Source organism: Streptomyces sp. NPDC051109 (assembly GCF_044455885.1).
Classification (GTDB): Bacteria; Actinomycetota; Actinomycetes; order Streptomycetales; family Streptomycetaceae; genus Streptomyces.
The window spans coordinates 473,335-488,151 of record NZ_JBITFF010000002.1; the positions used below are offsets into that span (position 1 = coordinate 473,335).

At 74.1% G+C, this 14,817-nt stretch carries 12 protein-coding genes; 10 read left to right on the plus strand and 2 right to left on the minus strand.

The window, feature by feature from the left end:
- Positions 1–3: 3 nt before the first annotated feature.
- From ACIBAD_RS05055 to ACIBAD_RS05080, 6 genes are all read left to right on the plus strand, one after another.
- Complete coding sequence (locus ACIBAD_RS05055) at positions 4–846, plus strand: alpha/beta fold hydrolase (RefSeq protein ID WP_398904563.1); 843 nt, start codon at positions 4–6, stop codon at positions 844–846.
- Positions 843–2,006 carry a glycosyltransferase gene (locus ACIBAD_RS05060; RefSeq protein WP_398904565.1) on the plus strand — a complete coding sequence of 388 codons (1,164 nt, stop codon included), beginning with the start codon at positions 843–845 and terminating at the stop codon, positions 2,004–2,006. Before ACIBAD_RS05055 ends, ACIBAD_RS05060 begins: the two co-directional genes overlap by 4 nt.
- Complete coding sequence (locus tag ACIBAD_RS05065; protein ID WP_398904567.1) at positions 2,003–3,916, plus strand: methyltransferase domain-containing protein; 1,914 nt, start codon at positions 2,003–2,005, stop codon at positions 3,914–3,916. Before ACIBAD_RS05060 ends, ACIBAD_RS05065 begins: the two co-directional genes overlap by 4 nt.
- Positions 3,917–4,371: 455 nt before the next feature.
- Positions 4,372–5,259 (plus strand): galactokinase, encoded by an 888-nt coding sequence (locus tag ACIBAD_RS05070; protein ID WP_398904570.1) that lies wholly within the window; start codon positions 4,372–4,374, stop codon positions 5,257–5,259.
- Positions 5,260–5,303: 44 nt separating this feature from the next.
- Positions 5,304–6,572, plus strand: a complete 1,269-nt coding sequence (locus ACIBAD_RS05075) for an alkaline phosphatase family protein (protein ID WP_398904572.1) — start codon at positions 5,304–5,306, stop codon at positions 6,570–6,572.
- 442 nt (positions 6,573–7,014) lie between these two features.
- Positions 7,015–7,794 carry a CAP domain-containing protein gene (locus tag ACIBAD_RS05080; protein WP_398904574.1) on the plus strand — a complete coding sequence of 260 codons (780 nt, stop codon included), beginning with the start codon at positions 7,015–7,017 and terminating at the stop codon, positions 7,792–7,794.
- A gap of 103 nt (positions 7,795–7,897) precedes the next feature.
- Here the strand turns inward: ACIBAD_RS05080 and ACIBAD_RS05085 are convergent, their stop codons facing one another.
- Together ACIBAD_RS05085 and ACIBAD_RS05090 are read right to left on the minus strand one after the other, a co-directional pair.
- The gene (locus ACIBAD_RS05085) at positions 7,898–8,311 is read right to left on the minus strand and encodes an AraC family transcriptional regulator (RefSeq protein WP_134069044.1); all 414 of its coding nucleotides are present in this window, start codon (positions 8,309–8,311) and stop codon (positions 7,898–7,900) included.
- A 31-nt stretch (positions 8,312–8,342) separates the two neighbouring features.
- Entirely contained in the window at positions 8,343–8,753 is a 411-nt protein-coding gene (locus ACIBAD_RS05090) for a VOC family protein (RefSeq protein ID WP_134069045.1), read from the minus strand.
- A gap of 444 nt (positions 8,754–9,197) precedes the next feature.
- Here ACIBAD_RS05090 and ACIBAD_RS05095 point away from each other — a divergent pair, with 444 nt between their 5' ends.
- The 4 genes from ACIBAD_RS05095 to ACIBAD_RS05110 all read left to right on the plus strand — a co-directional run bounded on the left by ACIBAD_RS05095 (position 9,198) and on the right by ACIBAD_RS05110 (position 14,757).
- The gene (locus tag ACIBAD_RS05095; RefSeq protein ID WP_398904788.1) at positions 9,198–9,914 is read left to right on the plus strand and encodes a response regulator transcription factor; all 717 of its coding nucleotides are present in this window, start codon (positions 9,198–9,200) and stop codon (positions 9,912–9,914) included.
- 5 nt (positions 9,915–9,919) lie between these two features.
- A complete protein-coding gene (locus tag ACIBAD_RS05100) occupies positions 9,920–11,197 on the plus strand; it encodes a sensor histidine kinase (RefSeq protein ID WP_398904576.1) in 1,278 nt (425 codons plus the stop codon).
- 165 nt (positions 11,198–11,362) lie between these two features.
- Positions 11,363–12,145 carry an ABC transporter ATP-binding protein gene (locus tag ACIBAD_RS05105; RefSeq protein ID WP_398904578.1) on the plus strand — a complete coding sequence of 261 codons (783 nt, stop codon included), beginning with the start codon at positions 11,363–11,365 and terminating at the stop codon, positions 12,143–12,145.
- A gap of 50 nt (positions 12,146–12,195) precedes the next feature.
- Positions 12,196–14,757, plus strand: a complete 2,562-nt coding sequence (locus tag ACIBAD_RS05110) for an ABC transporter permease (RefSeq protein ID WP_398904580.1) — start codon at positions 12,196–12,198, stop codon at positions 14,755–14,757.
- Positions 14,758–14,817 lie beyond the last annotated feature (60 nt).

The following is a 14,817-nucleotide window of genomic DNA, read 5'->3' on the forward strand; positions in this document are numbered from 1 at the left end:
GCCATGGCCTTCGTCCCCGCGGGTCCTCTGCGCTTCCACGTCCAACGGCTCCCGGCCACCGCCGGGGCCGCCGGTCCCGACCGTCCCGTCGTCGTCTTCCTGCACGGGCTGGTCGTGGACAACCTGTCCTCCTTCTACTGCCCGCTGGCCGTCCCGGTCGCCAGGGCGGGCCACGAGGCCGTCCTCTACGACCTCCGCGGCCACGGCCGCACCGAGCGCCCGGCCACCGGCTACGACAGCCGGACCGCCGTACGGGACCTGGTGTCGCTGCTCGGCGCGCTGGGCCTCGGCCACCGCCCGGTGCACCTGGTCGGCAACAGCTACGGAAGCACGCTGGCCCTGCACGCGGCCCTCGCCCGCCCGGACCTCGTCGCCGGGCTGACCTTGCTCGAACCCCCGCTCAGCGGGGCCTGGGTGGAGAACATGGTGGACACCCTCTCGGCGGCCGCGCTGAGCCTGGAGGACAGCCCGGTCCCCGCCGAGCTGCTCACCCTGCGGCTGCGAAAAGCCGCCAACCTCACCTCGATCGCCGACGAACTGCTGAACCGGACCAGCCTGATCGACGACATCGCGGCGAGCCGCACCTTCACGGCCGCCGACTTCGCCCGGCTGGGCTGCCCGACGCTGATCGTCTGCGGCGAGCACTCAGAACTGGTTCCGGGAGCAGTGGAGTTGGCGCGCCGTGCGCCCCGGGCCACGATCGAGATCCTGCCCGGCCTCGGCCACGACGTACTGAAGGAGAGCAGCGGCGTGCTGCGGGAGGCCGTGCTCGCCCACCTCGAAGCGACGGCGGCGGGCGCGGTGCGCAGGGCGCGCGCCCCGCGGGCGGGAGCGCTGGTCCGATGAGGGTGCTGTTCACGGTCCCGCCGCTGGCGGGGCACGTCAACCCGACGGTGGCGGTCGGCGCCGAACTGGCGGCCCGCGGCCACGAGGTGGCCTGGACCGGGCCGGCCGGGGCACTGGCCCGGCTGTTGCCCGCACACGCCCGCGTCCTGCCGGCCGGGGACGAGGCGGGCGGCGGCTACGCGGCCCTGCACGAGCGCTGGCGCGATCTGCGCGGGGTGGGGGCGCTGCGCTTCCTGTGGGAGGAGGCGCTGGTGCCGCTGGGTCTGGCGATGGTGCCCGGGGTGACGCAGGCCGTGCAGTCCTTCGAGCCGGATCTGCTGGTCGCCGACCAGCAGGCGCTGGCCGGCCCGGTGGTCGCCCGCCGGCTCGGGATCCCCTGGGCCACCTCGGCCAGCACATCGGCGGAACTGACCCGCCCCTTCGCCGATTTCCCGAAGGTCGGGGAGTGGGTCTCCGGGCAGATCTCCGGATTCCTCTCGGCCTGCGGAATGCCGGACGCGGACTGGGATCCGCGGTTCTCCGAGCGGCTGGTGATCGTCTTCTCAACTCCTGAACTCGTGGGTGCGGAGCAGGAGTTCCCGGCCCACCACGCCTTCGTCGGACCCGCCTTCGGGGCCAGGCCGGACGCCCCGTACTTCCCGTGGCAGCGGCTGGATCCGGAGCGGCGGCGGGTGCTGGTCTCGTTGGGCACCCTCAACCAGGAGGCCGGCGGCCGGTTCTACGCCACCGTGCTGAACTCCGCCGAACGGCTGGCCGACGACGTGCAGCTGGTGCTGGCGGCGCCCGCACCGCTGGTCGGGCCGCTGCCGCGGAACGTGCTGCTCCGAGAGCGGGTGCCGCAGCTGGAGCTGCTGCCGCACCTGGACGCCGTGGTCAGCCACGGCGGACACAACACCGTCTGTGAGGCGCTCGCGCACGGGCTGCCGCTGGTGGTCGCGCCGATCCGGGACGACCAGCCGATCGTGGCCCGGCAGGTCGTCGAGGCGGGGGCGGGGGTGCGGGTGCGCTTCGGCAGGACCCGGGCCGAGGAACTGTGTGATGCGCTCACCGCCGTGCTGGACCATCCCGGCCATCGCCGGGCCGCCCGGCGGATCCAGGCCTCCTTCGCCGCGGCCGGCGGGGCCGCCGCCGCGGCCGACCGGTTGGAGAAGCTGTCATGACACCTCCCCCCTTCCACGGGGTCCGGTGGACCTCCGCGCTGACCCTGGCCGCGCTCGGCGCGGGTACGGTGCGCGCCCGCCGCCGGCTGCGGGCGATCCCGGTACTGCCCGCGCCCCCGTCCGCGGTGGACGGGCTGCCGCGTGCCGCGGGGTGGCGGCTGCTGACCGCGCGCGGGCTCGAGGTCGACCCCGCCACGTTCCTCGCCGCGTGCGCGCACGCCGACCGGGAGGGCCTGCGGGTGCTGGACCTGCTGCCGGCCGACCTCGCAGCCGAGCGGGTGCTGGGGCTGCTGCGGCTGGTCGACCCGGTCGGGTACCGGGAGGACCGGCTCGCGGAGGGTCGCGGGGCCGGGTATGCGGTGCTCGTGGCCGAGGAGGTACTGGCGAGGGCGGGGGTGGAGCCGGGCGGGAGCGGCCCGGACGCCGCCGGCCGGGAGCCCGCCGATCTCCTGGCGCTGACCCGCCGTTTGAAGGAGTACGCCGCCGCCGCGACGGGCCTGGCCATCGCCCCCGCTCTGTCCGTCGGCCGGGCCGGCGATCCGGCGGGGGCGGTACGGGCGGCCGAGCTGCGGGCCCAGGGGCTCCCGCCGGGGGTGCTGGCCGCCGCGCAGCTCGCCGGGCTGGGGCTGCTGGCCGGGCTCGCCGTGCGCCAGGGCCGGTGGGGTGCGGCAGCGGCCGGACTGTACTGGCTGCAGCCGTACCTGGTGCTCGGGGGGCCGGGCGCCCCCGTGCGCTCCGCCGATCTCCCCGGGGTCACCGCCGCCCGGCCCGCGCGCTCCCTCGGCGCCGCCCTGCGTACGGCCGCCGCGGTCCTCCGTACGCCCTCCGACGCGGACTCCGGCGCCGACACCGCCCGCGCTGCCGCGTACCGGGCCGAACTGGCCTTCGGCACCGACCGGTTCCTGGAACCGCGGCGGACGACCTGCCCCTGGTGCGGCTCCCGGCAGCTCTTCGTGCGCGTCCGGGTGCCCGATCTCCTCCAGGGCAAGCCCGGCCGGTTCACCCTGGAGCAGTGCGCGGACTGCCGCCACGTCTTCCAGAACCCCCGACTGAACCCGGACGGGCTGGAGTTCTACTACCGGGACTTCTACGACGGGCGCGGCGAGGAGGGAGCCGGAACGGTCTTCGGACGGCTCGGTGACTCGTACCGCAAGCGCGCCGAGATGCTCCGCCCGCACACGGTGGACGCCCCGGGCTCCTGGCTCGACGTCGGGACCGGGCACGGCCACTTCTGCAATGCGGCGCGGGCCGTCTGGCCGGACACCCGCTTCGACGGGCTGGACATGGGCGACGGGGTCGGCGAGGCCGAGCGCCGCGGCTGGGTGGAGACCGGGTTCCAGGGCCAGTTCCCGGAGTTCGCGCAGAAGCTGGCCGGCCGGTACGAGGTGGTCAGCATGTACCACTACCTGGAGCACACCCGGGACCCGCTCACCGAGCTGGACACCGCGGCCGCCGTCCTCGCGCCCGGCGGGCTCCTGGCGATCGAGCTGCCCGACCCCGAATCCCGGATGGCACGGCTGCTGGGCTCCGCGTGGCTGCCGTGGTTCCAGCCGCAGCACCAGCACCTGATCCCGGCGTCGAACCTGCGCGAGGCGCTGGCCGAACGCGGGTTCACGGTCCTCGCCGAGGAGCACGGCGCCGCCCACCAGGGCAACGACTTCTTCGGCGCGGTGGCCCTGACCACCACCCGGCTGGCACCGGATCCCGACCGGCCGTGGGCTCCCCCCGCCACGCGCCGCGGGCGGGCGCTGGCTCGTGCCGTACGGGCGGCCGCGCTGCCCTGCTTCGCCGGCGCGGCGGTGCTCGACGCGCTGCGGACGGCCGCGGCCCGGCGGACGGACGGCGGGAACGCCTACCGGCTGCTGGCCCGGCGGGACGACCGGCCGGCGACGGCGCGGGAGGACCGGTGACGGCGGCCCGGACCGGCGCCTCGGCGCGCGGCGGCGGCGCCGCGCCCGGCGGCCCCCAGCCGGACGGAACCCAGCCCCTCGGCTCCGAGCCCGGCGGAACCCTCCCCCTCGGCTCCGTCCCTGTCGGCTCCGTCCCCTCTGCTCCCGCACCCGTCGAACCCGTCCCCGTTGGCCCCGTCCCCTCTGCTCCACTCCCCATGGGCCCCGTCCCCCCTGCTCCCGCACCCGTCGAACCCGTCCCCGTTGGCCCCGTCCCCTCTGCTCCACTCCCCATGGGCCCCGTCCCCCCTGCTCCCGCACCCGTCGGCCCCGTCCCCTCCGCTCCCGCACCCGTCGCCCCCGTCCCCCCTGCTCCCGCACCCGTCAGCCCCGTCCCCGTCGGCCCTCCGCCCGTCGGCCTTCCGCCCGGCGGCCCCGTCCCCGTCGCCCCCGTCGGCCCTCCGCCCGTCGGTCCCGTGCCGCCGGATCTGGCGCGGCGGGCCACCGCCGATCCGCTCTTCCGGCTCGTCGCCTACGCCCTGGAGGCCGCGCACGGGCGGCCGCCTACCGCTGTCTGGAGCGCTCCGTACGCCTTCCACCTGGGCTCGCCCGGGCTGGTCGCGGCGGCCGGCTGGCCGGTGGCGGTTGCCGCCGCGCCGCGTGTGGACGGGCTGGTGCGGCTCAGCTCCCTCGGGCACCCCGCCGACAGCTGCGATCTGCCGCTGACCCCGGACGGGCCGCCTCCCGCCGCCCCCGCGTGGGCCGTCCGCCCGTACGCCCTGCTGCGGGCGCTGGCCCGCGCCGGGTACGGGCGCGGCGGGACCGACCTGCACCTCCAGGGCTCGCTCACGGCCGCCGCCGGGCTGGCCACGGCGGAGCCCGCCGACTGCGCGGTGGCGCTCGCGGTGGCCGACGTACACACCCCACCGGACGCGGAACCCGACCGGGACGGGCTGGCCCGGCTGCTGGCGCGGGCACTGCCGGACGGCGACGACGCCCTGCGCAGGGGGGTGCTGTTCGCCCGGCCCGGCCGGGCCCTGCTCCTGGACACCGGGGAGGAGCGGCGCCACGTCGCCTTCGACCCGGCCGCTTCGGGGACGCGGCTGGTCCTCCTCGCCGTCCGGGGCGATCCCGCGGAGCGGGCCGCCGAACTGGCCCGGGCGGTGTCCTGCGCCCGCCGGGCGGGGGCGCTGAGCGCCTGGCCGCCCGGGCGGCGGCCGGGGCGGAGCGTGCTGGTGCTGCTGCCCGCGTCGCGCCTGACGGCGGTACGGGCAGCGGTGGCGGAGGACTTCCGCGGCCGGGGCCGGCCGGTTCCGCGCTTCCTGAACATCGCCGTGGCCGGTGCGGCCCGGCGGGAGGAATGAACCACTCACGAGGAATGAACCCCCACACCGAGGAGGAACCGCTCATGCCCTCACCCATGGCCGCCCCGAGACGCAGGGCCCGCCGGTCCGCGCTCGTGGCGGCGCTCGGCGCGCTCTGCCTGCTGGGCGCGTTCACCGTGGCCAACTCGCAGGCGGCCGAGACGGACTCGGCGACCTCGCGATCACCCGTGGCCGCGGCCGCCCTGCCGGCCTACGACCACGTGGTGGTCGTCGTCTACGAGAACAAGCAGTACGGCGAGATCATCGGCAGCGCGAACGCCCCGTACGTCAACCAGCTCGCGAACGGCGGCGCCAGCCTGACCGGCATGAAGGCGCTGACCCATCCCAGCCAGCCGAACTACTTCAACCTGTTCTCCGGCGCCACCCAGGGCATCACCGGCGACGGCTGCTACACCCCGCAGTCGATGAGTGCGGCCAACCTCGGCCAGGAGCTGATCGCGGCCGGGAAGACCTTCGCGACGTACAACGAGGACCTGCCGGCCGAGGGGTCCACCGCCTGCACCAACGGCCAGTACGCGCAGAAGCACAACCCGTGGTTCGCCTTCAAGAACGTACCGCTGAATACGGGGAAAACCTGGACACAATTCCCACAGAACGACTTCGCGGCACTGCCGAACCTGTCCTTCGTCGTGCCGAACCAGTGCAACGACATGCACTCGTGCTCGGTGAACACGGGTGACACGTGGACGAAGAACAACCTCGACGCGTACGCGCAGTGGGCGAAGGCCCACAACAGCCTGCTGGTGCTGACGTGGGACGAGGACAACTACCTCGGCTCCAACCAGATCGCCACGATGTTCTACGGGGCGAAGGTGAAGACCGGCAAGTACGCCACGGCCTTCAACCACCACCACCTGCTGCGGACCTTCGAGGACCTGTTCGGTACGGCGACGCACGCGGGCAACGCGGCGAACGTCCAGCCGATCACGGACGTCTTCGACGGCTCCCCGACCCCGACCCCCACGCCGACGCCGACGCCGACGCCCACCCCCACGCCGACTCCCACACCCACGCCCACACCCACGCCCGGTGACCTGAAGCTGGCCAACCCCGGACCCCAGACCTGCACGTTCAACCAGACCTGCACCATCCAACTCACCGCCACCGGCGGCACACCCGCCATCCGCTACACCGCCACCACACTCCCCTTCGGCCTCACCATCGACACCAACACCGGCCGCATCACCGGCAAACCCTGGACCACCGGAACCCTCCAGATCACCGCAACCGCCACCGACTCCACCACAGCCACCGCCACCACCACCTTCCCCCTCACCATCAACTGGTTCTGACCAGCGGCCGCGGGGGCGGGCGTGCACCACCCGCCCCTGCGGCCCCGCTTGGTTCCATGCGAAACAGTGACATGCATCACGGCAGGACAACTGATCACGGAAGCATTACGTCCGTTCAACCTTCCCCGACATGTCAATATTTGTCCCACTCGAATCGACATTCCCCTCTTCGCCCGACATGGTCATCCCGAGCAAAAGCACCGTCTGCGGCAACTCGCCACGTCACAGCCGTGCCTGATGGTGGGTTCCGATCTCACGCGGCCGGCCGACCACCCGGTCAGCACGACTCTGCGCCCTTTTCAAGCCCGGCGCCCAGCCCTGCCCCGCGGCCCGGCGGCGAGACTTGCCAGCCCGTTACGGGGCTTCTCAGAATGGCGGCCCGGCCCCCGCGCTCCAGCAGCTCAGGCGCAGGACGCATCGCAGAAACCACGTGAGGTCACGCATGCACAAGCACCGCAAGAAGACGCACTACAAGAAAATAACCATCGCCGCCGTCACGCTGGGCCTCGTGGGCATACCCACGGCCGCCATGGCATGCCTGCACACCAATGAGGCAGGTGGGGCGAAGGCCGGCGGCAGGCACGGCATGCGCCCCTCCCACACCGCACCCTCCCCCACCGAGTCGATCCTGACCCTGGCGGAGCCGACGGACGCCCCGCTCCCGGTCGAGACGGCGACGGCCACGCCGGTCGCGCAGACCACACAGGCCCCTGAGCCGACTCAGCCGGCCACCGAGCCGACGCAGCGGCCCCCCGCTGCGAAGCCCGCGCGCCCGGCCCCCGCGAAGCCGACGGCTCCGCCCACCGCGCAGCAGCCGACCGCCCCGACCGGTACCGGTTCCGGTTCCGGCCCGGCGGCCGAGGTGGTGGCCCTCGTGAACCAGGAGCGCGCCAAGGTCGGCTGCTCGGCGCTCACGGTCAATCCGAAGCTGACGGCCGCCGCGCTCAACCACAGCCAGGACATGGCCGCGCACTCCAACATGTCGCACACCGGCTCCGACGGTTCGGACCCGGGCGAGCGCATCACGCGCAGCGGCTTCAGCTGGATGACGTACGGCGAGAACGTCGCGTACGGCTACAGCACGCCCGAGCAGGTCATGACCGGCTGGATGAACAGCCCCGGGCACCGCGAGAACATCCTCAACTGCGCCTTCAAGGAGATCGGTGTCGGCCTCGCGCAGCCGAACTCCTACTGGACGCAGGACTTCGGCACGGCCCGCTGACGGCCCCTGCGCACGGTGTCCGGCGACGCCTCCGCCCCCGTCGGCCGGAGGTGTCGCCGGGCCGGGAAGAAGCAGACGACCCTGTCGTCCCGCGCGCGCTCCTTCATCGCGCCCCGCTCCTCGGCCGTGCATCCGTCGTACTTCTCGGTGTCCTGACCGTTCCGTAGGCGCTCGGCGGTACGCCGACCCGCTCGGTGAAGCGGGTGCTGAAGCTGCCGGGGGAAGGGAAGCCGACCGCGGAGCAGACCTCGGTGGCGCCGAGACCGCCCCGGCGCAGCAGCACGGTGGCGCGCTCGATGCGACGCGTCATCAGATATCCGTACGGCGACTCCCCGTACGCCAGCCGGAACTCCCGGCTGAGGTGCCCGGCCGCCATGCCGGCGCCCAGGGCGAGCGCCTCGACGTCGAGCGGCTGCGCGTACTCCCGGTCGATCCGGTCGCGCACGCGGCGCAGTCGGGCGAAGTCCTTCAGGCGCTGCGCCTCGGTGAGTGCGCGCGCCCACGCGGGATTGCACATGCGGGGACCCCCCTCTGCTCGGTGCCGCGGCTCAGCGGAGTTCTTGGATGCGGATGAGGTTGCCCGCCGGGTCGCGGAAGGCGCAGTCGCGGACGCCGTACGGCTGCTCGGTCGGCTCCTGGACCACCTCGGCGTCGCCGGCCTGGACCTTCTCGAAGGTCGCGTCGAGGTCCCGGGTGGCCAGCAGGATCCAGCCGTACGTGCCCTTGGCCATCATCTCGACGATCGTGCGGCGCTCGTCGTCGGTGATACCGGGGTCGGCGGCCGGCGGCGCCAGCAGGATGGACGTGTCGGGCTGGCCGACGGGGCCGACGGTGATCCAGCGCATCTTGCCGTGCCCGACGTCGCTGCGGACCTCGAACCCGAGGACGTCGCGGTAGAAGGACAGCGCGGCGTCCGGGTCGTCGTGCGGCAGGAAGCTCGTGTGAATGGAGATGTCCATGACCAACACGGTAGTTGGGGGGCGGCGCCCCGCGCTTCTCCGTTCCTGATCCGTCCGCCGGTCACTTTCCGACGGTGTTCATCAGGATGATCGCCGCGAGGTCGGCGAGGATGACGAAGAGGACGCCGAAGATCATGATCCAGGCGCGGCGTGATTCGTCCATGCGTCTCAGTCAAGCCCGACGGCCGCCGAGCGGCAACCAGAGCGCCTCCGGTGCGGGGTTTGTATCCGTCGCGTATCAGCGGGCGCTTGGTTGTCCATCGAAGCGGGAGGCCGGGTCGGCAGGGCCGTCGCCGCGCCCGCCACCTGCCGTATCGTTCCTTTTCGGGCCGTCCGCCGCCCCGCCCGTCCGCCCCCACAGGAGCCCTCCCCGTGTCCTCGTCCGCCCCCTTCCCGGCCGCTGCGCGCCCCGTACGCGTCTTGCTGGTGGAGGACGACGAGCTGATGCGCCGCTCCTTCTCGGTCGCCCTCGAACGCTACGGCTACCGCGTGGAGGCGGCGGCCGACGGGCTCGCGGGGCTGGAGCTCTTCCGTGACAGCGGCAGCGACTGCGGCAGCGCGGGCGACCGCGGCAGCAGCGACGACGGCTTCGACCTGCTGATCCTCGACGTGATGCTGCCCGGTCTGGACGGCATCGGCCTGTGCCGCAGGGTCCGGGAGACCAGCCTCGTGCCGATCCTGATGATGTCCGCCCGCGGCGACGGTCTCGACATCGTGGCCGGTCTGGAGGCCGGGGCGGACGACTACGTCGTCAAGCCCGTGGACACCTACGTACTCGTGGCCCGCATCCGCTCGCTGCTGCGCCGGGCCACCTACGCGCCCCCCGCCGCGGGGGCCGTGCGCGCCGCGGGCGAGGGGGCGGCGCCCACCGAGGGGGACCTGCTGGTCTTCGGGGACCTGACCCTCGACACCGGCGGCCTGGAGGTCTCCGTCTCCGGAAGCCCGGTGGCGCTGACGCCGACCGAGCTGAAGCTGCTGCTGGAGTTCGCCGCCCACCCGGGCGTCGTGCTGGAGCGGCACACCCTGCTGCGCAACGTCTGGGAGTACGGCTGGGACGGCGACAGCCGGGTCGTGGACCTGTGCGTGCAGCGGCTGCGCCGCAAGCTCGGCCGGGACCGGATCGAGACGGTCCGCGGCTTCGGCTACAAGCTCAGGCGCTGAGACCGGTGCGCCCGTACCGCCGCCTCCCCCGGCCGGACCGCGTCTCCCTCCGCTGGAAGATCGCCGCTCTGGCCGCGGCCACCGCCTGCCTCGTCGCGGCGGCCGTCGGCCTGCTCGTCCACCTGTGGACCGCGAACGACATCCGCAGCCGGGCCGAGATGCGGGCCTTCAACGGCGTGTACGCGGCCATGGAGACGTACCGGCGCACCGGGACGCTGGTGGACGGTGCCGAGCTCGATCCCGCCGAGCTGCCCCCCGTACTGCACCGGCCGGCCGACGGCGACCGGCACACCGCCTACGACGGGCACGTCGACAACAACGTCGGGCCGAGCATCTGGGCCGCCCAGCGGGTCGGCGGACCGGACAGCCCGGTGCTGGCCGTGCAGGTCAGCATGAACGCGGAGCTCCACGAGCTGCGCAGGCTCGACATGAGCATGGCGGTGGCCTCCCTCGTCTCCGTCGCGGCCGCCGTGCCGCTGGCGGCCTACGGGGCCGGGCTGCTGGGCCGCCGGCTGCGCCGGGTATCCGAGACCGCGGGCCGGATCTCCGCCGGCGACCTGGACGCCCGTACCGGGCCCACCAAGGGCGGCGACGAGGTGGCCGACATCGCCGCCACCGTCGACCTCATGGCCGACAGCCTCGGCCGGCGGCTGCGGACCGAGCGCCAGTTCACGGCGGACGTGGCCCACGAGCTGCGCACCCCGGTCGGCGGCCTGCTCGCCGCCACCGATCTGCTGCCGGCCGGCGAGACGGAGGACCTGGTCAGGGGCCGCGTACGCGATCTGCGCGGTCTGGTCGAGGACCTGCTGGAGATCTCCCGGCTGGACGCGGGGGCCGAGCACCCGGTCCGCGCCCACGTGCCACTCGGTGCGGTCGTCCGCGAGGCGGTGTCGCGTACCGGATTCGACGCGTCGGTCACCGTGGCCGACCCTGCGGGTACGGCGGCTGCCGAGGCCGAGGAGACCGTCGAAACCGATCCGCGCCGCCTCGAACGGATCGTCGGCAACCTCGTCGTCAACGCCCACCGGCACGGCGCGACCCCGGTCGAGGTCACCGTCGGGGGCCGGACCGTCGTCGTACGCGACCACGGCCCCGGCTTCCCTCCCGACCTGCTGCGCGAAGGTCCGCGGCGCTTCCACACGGGCGCCGCGGAGCGCGGCTCGGGCCACGGCCTGGGCCTGACCATCGCCCTGGGCCAAGCCAGGATCCTCGGCGCCGAGCTGCGCTTGGACAACGCCCCGGACGGCGGCGCCGTCGCCACCCTGAGCCTGCCGCCGTCCTGAGCCCGCCGCCCTCCTGAGCCCGCCGCCGTCCTGACCGCTCGGCACGGCCCGGCCCTACACGACCGATACGAAGCGACGCGGACGCCGATACACGGCGGCCCGGGTCCCGATACACGTCCCGGACACCCTTCGAAGTGCACCCACACGCACCGAAGAGGAGTCCCCGTGACCGCCGCACCCTTTGACGCCCTCGCGCCGCACCCCACGACCGGGTTCGCCGCGGCCACCAGCGACCTGTCGAAGGTCTACGGCGGCGGCGACACCCGCGTCGTCGCCCTGGACCGGGTCAGCATCGCCTTCCGGGAGGGCGAGTTCACCGCGATCATGGGCCCTTCCGGCTGCGGCAAGTCCACCCTGATGCACTGCGCAGCCGGGCTCGACCCGGTCAGCTCCGGCTCCGTGCGCATCGGCACCACCGAGCTGAGCACCCTGAACGACCGGCAGCTCACCGAGCTGCGCCGCGACCGGATCGGCTTCATCTTCCAGGCCTTCAACCTGCTGCCGACACTGACCGCGCTGGAGAACATCACGCTGCCGCTCAGCATCGCCGGCCGCCGCCCCGACCAGCAGTGGCTGGACCGCGTGGTCTCCATGGTCGGCCTCTCCCAGCGGCTCGGCCACCGGCCCGGACAGCTGTCCGGCGGGCAGCAGCAGCGCGTGGCGGTGGCCCGCGCCCTGGCCTCCCGGCCCGCGGTCGTCTTCGGCGACGAGCCCACCGGCAACCTCGACTCCCGCGCCGGGGCCGAGGTCCTCGGCTTCCTGCGCGACTCGGTGCGCGAGCTCGGCCAGACCGTGGTCATGGTGACCCACGACCCCGTGGCCGCCGGATACGCCGACCGCGTGGTCTTCCTCTCCGACGGCCGGCTGGTCGACGAGATGTCCCGCCCCACCCCGGACCGGGTCCTGGACCGGATGAAGGCGTTCGACGCCCGCTCCCGCACCAGCTGACCCCGGCCCCCTCCCGGATCCCCGTACACCCCCGTCCCCGAAAGCTGCCCATGCTGAGAACAGCCCTGCGCAACGTCCTGGCGAACAAGGCCCGTCTGGTCATGACCGTCCTCGCCGTCTGCCTGGGTGTCGCGTTCGTCTGCGGCACCCTGGTCTTCGCGGAATCCTCCGCCGCGGCCTACCGCGCCGCCGCGTCGAAGGACTTCGCGGACACCGCGGTCTCCGTGACCCCGAAATCCGCCCCGCCCGGGGCCTCCGGGGAGGAGGCCGGAGCGCTCGACGACGCGCTCGTACGCAAGCTGGCGGAGGTGCCCGGTGTCGCCGCCGCGCGGCCGGCGGCCGATGGCTCGGCCACCCTGAACGGCGCGGACGGCCGTCCGCTGCGGGTCGGCAAGGCACGGTCGAACCTGGCCGCCGCCTACGTACCCGGCAAGGACGGCAAGGACGGCCGCCATCCGCTGGTCGAGGGCCGCGCCCCGCACGGCGGCGGGGAACTCGCCGTGGACAGCGGCACCGCGGCGGCCGGCGGGTTCTCGATCGGCGACACGGTCACGCTGGCCACCGACGGCCCGGTCCTGCGGAAGCGGCTCGTGGGCATCGTCAGGACCGAGGACTCGCGGGTCACGGCCGGAGGCACCCTCGCCGTGTTCGACAAGGCGACCGCCCAGGAGCTGTTCGCGTCCCCGGGCCGCTACACCTCGATCGACGTGTCCGCCGAGCCCGGCACCGACGAGTTCGAGCTCGCCGAGCGGATCAGCGCCCTGCTCCCGGCCGACCGGGCCGAGGCCGTCACCGGCACCGCACAGGCGACCCAGCAGGCCACCTACACCGACACCCTGACCCGCGGCCACCAGAAGATGCCGACGATCTTCGCCGGGGTCTCGCTGTTCATCGGCTCCTTCCTCATCGTCAACACCTTCACCATGCTCGTCGCCCGGCGCACCCGGGAGATCGCGCTGCTGCGGGCGATCGGCTCCACACGCCGCCAGGTGGTCCGCTCCATCCTCTGGGAGGCCGTCCTGCTCGGCCTGGTCTCGTCGGCGGCCGGCTTCGTGCTCGGTCTCGGCATCGCCTCCGTACTGCCGGACCTGCTGAGCACCTCGCAGGACGCCCTGCCCGACGGCCCCCTGGTGATCGGCCCGCTCCCCGTGGTGGCGGCGCTCGGCGTGGGCGTGGGCGTCACGGTGCTCGCCGCGTGGCTGCCGTCCCGCAAGGCGGCGAAGGTCGCGCCCATCGAGGCGCTTCGCTCCTGCGAGCAGCCGCCCACCGCGACCGCTTCCCGGGTCCGCGGTGTGGTGGGGCTGCTCCTGCTCGCAGCCGGGGCCGGGCTGCTGGTCTCGCTCACGGGGGCGAAGGACGCCTCGGAGGAGAACCTGCAGAACGCGATGTTCGGCTGCGCCCTGCTCGTCGGCGCCCTGATCGTGCTGGCGCCGCTGCTCGCCGTCCCCGTGATCCGCCTGACCGGACGGCTGACCGGCCGCTTCGGGATCGCCGGGCGCCTCGCCCGGGAGAACGCGCTGCGCGATCCGCGGCGCACCGCGGCCACCGCCTCGGCCCTGATCGTCAGTACGGCGCTGGTCGCCGGGCTCGCCGTCATCGGCAACTCCACCGGGCAGGCCCTGGACCGGCAGGCCGCGGCCGGGCTCGGCGCCGACTACGTGATCGGCACCCGCAGCACCATGGCGGCCCTCGACCCGGGCACCGAGAAGCGGGTGGCCGCCACCCCCGGGGTGAGGACGGCGGCGGGCATCGCGGACTCCACCGTCTTCACCGGCGGCGGCGTCCGCAGCATCGCCGGCGTCGACCCCGCCACCGTGGACGACGTCATGAAGCTCGACTTCGCCAGCGGATCCCTGAAGGACCTGGGACCGGGCCGCATCGCCCTCTCCGCCTCCTTCGCGCGGGAGCAGGGCGTGAGCGCCGGCAGCCGGGTCAAGGCCCGCATCGGCCGGAACCAGGAGTTCACGCAGTACACCGTCGTCGGCGTCTACGAGGACAACCCCACCGCCGGGGAGGTGCTGGGCTCGCGTGCCGACGTACAGCGGGACGGCTTCCTGCCCGGCTCCGTCCAGCGGATCCTCGTCCGCGCCGACGGCGCCGCGATCTCGAAGACCACCGAGGACCGGCTGCGCGCCGCCGCGGGCAACAGCCCGCTGGTGCAGGTGAAGGACCGGCAGGCGCTCGTCGACGAGGCCGCCGGCTCCCTGGGCGACCTGCTGACCCTGATGTACGGGCTGCTCGCCATCGGCGCCGCGATCTCGCTGCTCGGCATCGTCAACACCCTGGCCATGTCGGTCGCCGACCGCACCCGTGAGATCGGCGTCCTGCGCGCCATCGGGATGGACCGCGCCGGCATCCGGCGGATGATCCGCCTGGAGGCGGTGACCGTCGCCGCCTTCGGCACGCTGCTGGGCCTGGCGGGCGGGCTGTTCGGGGCCTGGGCGGTGGGGTCGCTGGCCAACGGCGCCATGAAGGAGTACTCCCTGGCGCTGCCCTGGGAGACGCTGCTCCTCGTCTGCCTGGTGTCCCTGACGATCGGCGTGCTCGCGGCCGCCGTACCGGCCCGCCGCGCCGCCTCCCTGAGCCCGCTGGAGGCCGTGGCGGAGAGGTGACGGACGCACGCGCAGGGGGCCGGGCTGGTCGGACCCGGCCCCCTGCGCCGTGCGCTCAGC

Coding starts and splice junctions, on each gene's coding strand:
- ACIBAD_RS05065 (WP_398904567.1), top strand. CDS start 2,003: ATGACACCTCCCCCCTTCCACGGGGTCCGGTGGACCTCCGCGCTGACC.
- ACIBAD_RS05055 (WP_398904563.1), top strand. CDS start 4: ATGGCCTTCGTCCCCGCGGGTCCTCTGCGCTTCCACGTCCAACGGCTC.
- ACIBAD_RS05080 (WP_398904574.1), top strand. CDS start 7,015: ATGCACAAGCACCGCAAGAAGACGCACTACAAGAAAATAACCATCGCC.
- ACIBAD_RS05085 (WP_134069044.1), bottom strand. CDS start 8,311: ATGTGCAATCCCGCGTGGGCGCGCGCACTCACCGAGGCGCAGCGCCTG.
- ACIBAD_RS05095 (WP_398904788.1), top strand. CDS start 9,198: ATGCGCCGCTCCTTCTCGGTCGCCCTCGAACGCTACGGCTACCGCGTG.
- ACIBAD_RS05060 (WP_398904565.1), top strand. CDS start 843: ATGAGGGTGCTGTTCACGGTCCCGCCGCTGGCGGGGCACGTCAACCCG.
- ACIBAD_RS05075 (WP_398904572.1), top strand. CDS start 5,304: ATGCCCTCACCCATGGCCGCCCCGAGACGCAGGGCCCGCCGGTCCGCG.
- ACIBAD_RS05110 (WP_398904580.1), top strand. CDS start 12,196: ATGCTGAGAACAGCCCTGCGCAACGTCCTGGCGAACAAGGCCCGTCTG.
- ACIBAD_RS05090 (WP_134069045.1), bottom strand. CDS start 8,753: ATGGACATCTCCATTCACACGAGCTTCCTGCCGCACGACGACCCGGAC.